Origin of the sequence: Terrabacter terrae, from assembly GCF_039529575.1 — a bacterium.
GTDB classification, from domain to species: domain Bacteria; phylum Actinomycetota; class Actinomycetes; order Actinomycetales; family Dermatophilaceae; genus Terrabacter; species Terrabacter terrae.
The window spans coordinates 1-3,340 of the sequence record NZ_BAAANB010000012.1; the positions used below are offsets into that span (position 1 = coordinate 1).

Annotated in this window: 4 protein-coding genes and 1 tRNA gene; 3 read left to right on the forward strand and 2 right to left on the reverse strand. The window is 74.5% G+C overall.

All coding sequences use genetic code 11. The features are described from left to right. Positions 1-384: MFS transporter (locus tag ABD194_RS08540; RefSeq protein WP_343990103.1), on the forward strand; the 384-nt coding region annotated here is incomplete at its 5' end. Positions 385-420: 36 nt separating this feature from the next. Here the strand turns inward: ABD194_RS08540 and ABD194_RS08545 are convergent. Together ABD194_RS08545 and selD are read right to left on the reverse strand one after the other, a co-directional pair. Beyond that, a complete protein-coding gene (locus ABD194_RS08545; protein ID WP_343990106.1) occupies positions 421-843 on the reverse strand; it encodes a rhodanese-like domain-containing protein in 423 nt (140 codons plus the stop codon). A gap of 8 nt (positions 844-851) precedes the next feature. Next, positions 852-1,847 (reverse strand): selenide, water dikinase SelD, encoded by a 996-nt coding sequence (gene selD, locus ABD194_RS08550; RefSeq protein ID WP_343990108.1) that lies wholly within the window; start codon positions 1,845-1,847, stop codon positions 852-854. Positions 1,848-1,911: 64 nt separating this feature from the next. Here selD and ABD194_RS08555 point away from each other — a divergent pair. Further along, positions 1,912-2,007, forward strand: a tRNA-Sec gene (locus ABD194_RS08555). A gap of 56 nt (positions 2,008-2,063) precedes the next feature. Then, on the forward strand, positions 2,064-3,340 hold a 1,277-nt coding region (gene selA, locus ABD194_RS08560), incomplete at its 3' end, for an L-seryl-tRNA(Sec) selenium transferase (RefSeq protein ID WP_343990111.1).

Here is a 3,340-nt window from a genome sequence, read left to right on the forward strand (position 1 = left end):
TGGCTGTCCGACCTCGTCGGCAAGATGCCTGCGTTCCTCGGCATCCTGGGCATCCAGGGCGTGTGCCTGCTCCTCATCCCCCACGTGTCCAACAAGGCGGTCTTCGCCGTGCTGGCCGCCCTGGTCTACCTCTGCTACGGCGGAGCCTTCGGCACGATGCCGTCGACGGCCGGCAAGTTCTTCGGCGTCCGGAACGTCGGGGCCATCTACGGCCTCATGCTCATCGGGTGGAGCATCGGCGGCGTCGTCGGCCCGCTGCTCATCGCGTCGCTGATCGGCAGCGACAAGGCCTACACGCTCGGCTTCACCGTCATCGGCATCATCACGCTCGTCTCGCTCGTGATCCCCCTCGTGACGAAGCCTCCGCGGCACCAGCGCGTCTGAGGTCGCCCGGGTCTGCGGCGAGAGCGGCAGCCCCGGTCACTCCCGCACGTCGGCAGGACCGTGTGCCAGCGGCAACCCCGCAGCCACCCAGGCCTCGACGCCACCGATGACGTCGGTGGCGTCGAGGCCCAGCTGCTGCAGGGACCGGGCGGCGAGGGAGCTGCTGTAGCCCTGGCGGCAGACGACGATCACCCGGACGCCCGGGGAGTCGGCCTCGGGGATGCGGTGCGGGCCCTCGGGGTCGAGCCGCCACTCCAGGACCGTCCGGTCGATGACGATCGCGCCCGGCAGGTCGCCCTGCCGGGCCCGTTGCGTCTCGGTGCGGGTGTCGACGAGCAGTGCCCCGCGGGCCTGCTCGTCACGCGCCTGCTCGGGGGTCAGCCGCTGCCGCAGGCTTGCCCGCGCCGTCGCGAGCATGGCGTCGAGCCGGCTCATCGGCTCGGTCATCGGCTCGGACATCGGCTCGGTCATCGCACTCGCAGCACGTGCCCGTCCCGAGGGACGAGCTCCCCGATGACGGTCCCGCCCGGGATCTCGCCGGCGACGAGGAGGCCACCGCTCGTCTGCGCGTCGGCGAGCAGCAGCAGCTCGTCGAGGTCGACGGAGGCGTCGAGGTGCGGGCGCACCCAGTCGAGGTTGCGCCGGCTGCCGCCGGGCACGAAGCCGTCGGCCAGCGAGCTTCGGGCTCCGTCGAGGTAGGGCACCGCGGCGGCGTCGACGACGGCCGTCACGTTCGAGGCCCGGGCGAGCTTGTAGAGGTGTCCGAGCAGCCCGAACCCGGTGACGTCGGTGGCCGCCTGCACGCCGGCCGCGAGGGCCTCGCGGCTGGCCACGTCGTTGAGGGCGACCATCGAGGCCACGGCCTCCGGGAAGGTCTCGCCCGTCGCCTTGTGGCGGTTGTTGAGGACGCCCACGCCGAGCGGCTTGGTGAGGCTGAGCGGCAGCCCTGCGCGGCCGGCGTCGTTGCGCAGCAGGCGAACCGGGTCGGCGACGCCGGTCACGGCCATGCCGTACTTCGGCTCGGGGTCGTCGATGCTGTGACCCCCGGCGACCGGGCAGCCGGCCAGGCGGGCGACGTCGAGCCCACCCCGCAGCACCTCCGTGGCCAGCTCGGCGGGAAGCACGTCCCGGGGCCAGCCGAGGAGGTTGACGGCGAGGACGGGGCGGCCGCCCATCGCGTAGATGTCGGACAGGGCGTTGGCCGCTGCGATGCGGCCCCAGTCGTACGCGTCGTCGACCAAGGGCGTGAAGAAGTCGGCCGTCGAGAGCACCGCGAGCCCGTCGGAGATGCGGACGGCGGCGGCGTCGTCACCGTCGTCCAGCCCGACGAGCAGGTCTGCCTCCGGGATGCCGGTGAGGCCGCGGACCATGTCCTCGAGCTCGCCCGGGGGGATCTTGCACGCGCAGCCGCCGCCGTGCGCGTACTGCGTCAGCCGGGTGGGTGCGTCGTGAGCCACGTCCATGGTTTGACTGTATGCGCCGACCGCAGCGCAGCGAGCCGTGGGGCGGGTGGGTACGGTGGGGCGTGGAGGTGTCTGGGCACCTGGTGGTCCCCCCGGTCTTCAAAACCGGTGAGGCCGAGCATCTCGGCCTGGCGGGTTCGATTCCCGTCCACCTCCGCCATGCTTGCCGTGCCGACCCTGGACCGGCCGGCACGTCCCGGTGAGAGGAGTGGGCAGGTGTCGCAGGTCGACCCGCGGCGGCTCATCCCGCGCACCGACGCCGTGCTGGCGCTCCCGGCGTTCGCCGAGGCGGTCGCCCGGCACGGCTCCACCGCGGTCAAGGCGGCCGTGACCGGCGCGCAGCAACGGGCCCGCGCGGGTGAGATCGCTCCGGGAGAGGTCGTCGAGGCGGCGCTCGCGCAGCTCCCGACGCGTACGACCGGCCTGCGCCCGGTGCTCAACGCGACGGGCGTCGTCGTGCACACCAACCTCGGCCGAGCGCCCCTGTCGCCGGTGGCCGTCGAGGCCGTCGTTGCGGCCGCCGGCTACGTGGACGTCGAGTTCGACCTCGCCACCGGCGCCCGCGCCCGCCGCGGTCGCGACACCCTTGCCGCGCTGCGCGAGGCCGTGCCCGCCGCCGGTGGCGCCCTCGTGGTCAACAACGGCGCTGCGGCCCTCGTGCTCGCCACGACGGCGCTGGCCGCCGGCCGGGAAGTGGTCGTGAGCCGCGGCGAGCTCGTCGAGATCGGTGACGGCTTCCGCCTGCCCGACCTCATCGAGTCGACGGGCGCCCGGCTGCGCGAGGTGGGCACGACCAACCGGACGAGTCTCACCGACTACGCCGACGCCGTCGGTCCGGACACCGGCTGCATCCTCAAGGTGCACCCGAGCAACTTCCGCATCGAGGGGTTCACGTCGTCCGTGGGGGTGCGCGAGCTGGCCTCGCTCGGCGTGCCCGTCGTCATGGACATCGGCAGCGGTCTCCTCCGTCCCGACCCGCTCCTGCCCGACGAGCCCGACGCCGCCTCGGCGCTGGAGGCCGGTGCGGCGGTCGTGACGGCCAGCGGCGACAAGCTGCTCGGCGGCCCGCAGGCCGGTCTCGTCCTCGGCGACCCCGACGTCGTCGAGCGCCTGCGTCGGCACCCGCTCGCCCGCGCGCTGCGCGTCGACAAGCTGACCCTCGCGGCGCTCGAGGCCACGCTGCGCGGGCCCGTCCCGCCCGTGCCCGCCACGCTGCACGCCGAGCCGGGGGCCCTGCGCGCCCGCACCGAGCGCCTCGCCGCAGCCCTGGGCCGGCAGGTCGTCGAGGTGGCCGGGGCCGTCGGCGGGGGAGCAGCCCCCGGTATGCCGCTGCCTGCCGTCGCGGTCGAGCTGCCTCCCGGCTGCGCCGGGCCCCTCCGGCTCGGGGAGCCGCCGGTCGTCGCCCGGGTGGAGCGCGGACGGTGCCTCGTCGACCTCCGGTGCATCCCCGCCGAGTCGGACGACGCCCTCGAGGCCGCCCTGCGGTCCGTGCT

Excerpts from the sequence above, each read along its gene's own strand:
- ABD194_RS08545 (WP_343990106.1), bottom strand. The coding sequence starts at position 843 with ATGTCCGAGCCGATGACCGAGCCGATGAGCCGGCTCGACGCCATGCTC.
- selD (WP_343990108.1), bottom strand. The coding sequence starts at position 1,847 with ATGGACGTGGCTCACGACGCACCCACCCGGCTGACGCAGTACGCGCAC.